Consider the following 1,291-nt stretch of genomic DNA (forward strand, 5'->3'; position numbering starts at 1 on the left):
GGCCGGCGGCACGTGGGCGCGGTCGCTGCGTTCACGCAAGGGGGAGCGGTACGCCGAAGGCAAGCTCGCCGGGATGCTCGACAAGGCGCGCGCGTTCGTGGGCACTTTGGACGCGATCATGTGCCGGGCCGATGCCATGGCGGGGATCGCCCGCCTGCGGGCCGCCGTTGGAAGCCATCGTGTGGCCGGGGCCCGGCGGCGGCACCGATCTCAAGAACCTCACCGCGCGGCTGCAGCTGGCCGAACAGGCCGGCGGACTCGAGCACGAGGTATCGGTACGGCAGCTGGCCGAGCTGATGGGCTGCGCCCGCTCGACCGTGGAAGCCAGCAACGCACGCCTCCGCGCCGCCGGGTGGCTGTCCCTGGTCACGGCTGGCACCGGCGAGCACAGCTCGACTTGGTCCCTGCGAATCCCACGAGAAGCCGAGGAGTCCTGTGCGCGCCCGGGACACCGTCCAGCTCCGGGGGAAAGGGGGGCAGAGGGTGTCCCGGACGTGCACACCGGCCGGGAGGTGAGCACCCGCGCGCTGGGCGCCGTGATGGGTACGGACGCCTGCCACCACTACGCCCACGGCACGTCAGGCGCCCGGATCCTCGCCGCCCTCGACCCGCTCGACGGCATCGAGGTCGCGCAGCTGGCCGTGGCGACCGGCCTGCACCGCACCACGGTCCGCCGCCGTCTGGACAAGCTCGTCGAGGACGGGCTGGCCGAGGAAGCCGACGGCCTGGTCTACCTGCCCCGCCACCTGGCCGGTGACGAAGGCCTTCGCCCCGACCAGCTTCAGCAAGTCGCTCTCGAACGCGGCACCGCGGGCCTGGGGGAGCGACGCCGTAAACGGCACGGCGATCAGCGGCGCTACTACCGGGAGTGGCTCACCGCACGCGCACAGCGCACCGTCGAGCGTCACCGGCCCGGCCGGGCGCGGCTGCGGTTGGTGCCTGAGGGCGTGGTCGACGAGAACACAGGAGAGCTCCGCGACCCGGCGTGGCGGGGGTGGATCGTCGACGACCCGTATCGCCCGACCTGGCCCACGCCACCCCTGGTCCGGCGACGGGGCGCCCGAGGCGGTGTGCGGATGACTCAACCTCCAAGGCAGGCCGCCGAATGCGGCACCGGCCCCACGTAAGCGTCCTGGCCCGCTGGAGGTTCCGTTGTCGGCGGAACGCCCGCGCGTGTGCATCCAGCGATCTATCGTCTGTTGCAGAGAGTTAAGTGGGGGCGACGTGGTGCGGGACACGAGGCTGGTGCAGACCGCGGTCATCGGTGATGAACACTCCGATGTCCCGATCA

At 72.0% G+C, this 1,291-nt stretch carries 1 protein-coding gene; it reads left to right on the forward strand.

Annotated features, from left to right (window positions below):
* Positions 1-167: 167 nt before the first annotated feature.
* Positions 168-1,127 carry a winged helix-turn-helix domain-containing protein gene (locus RM812_RS41735; protein WP_311586174.1) on the forward strand — a complete coding sequence of 320 codons (960 nt, stop codon included), beginning with the start codon at positions 168-170 and terminating at the stop codon, positions 1,125-1,127.
* The last annotated feature ends 164 nt before the right edge of the window (positions 1,128-1,291 follow it).

The sequence above is a fragment of the Streptomyces lancefieldiae genome, from assembly GCF_031845825.1.
Classification (GTDB): domain Bacteria; phylum Actinomycetota; class Actinomycetes; order Streptomycetales; family Streptomycetaceae; genus Streptomyces; species Streptomyces lancefieldiae.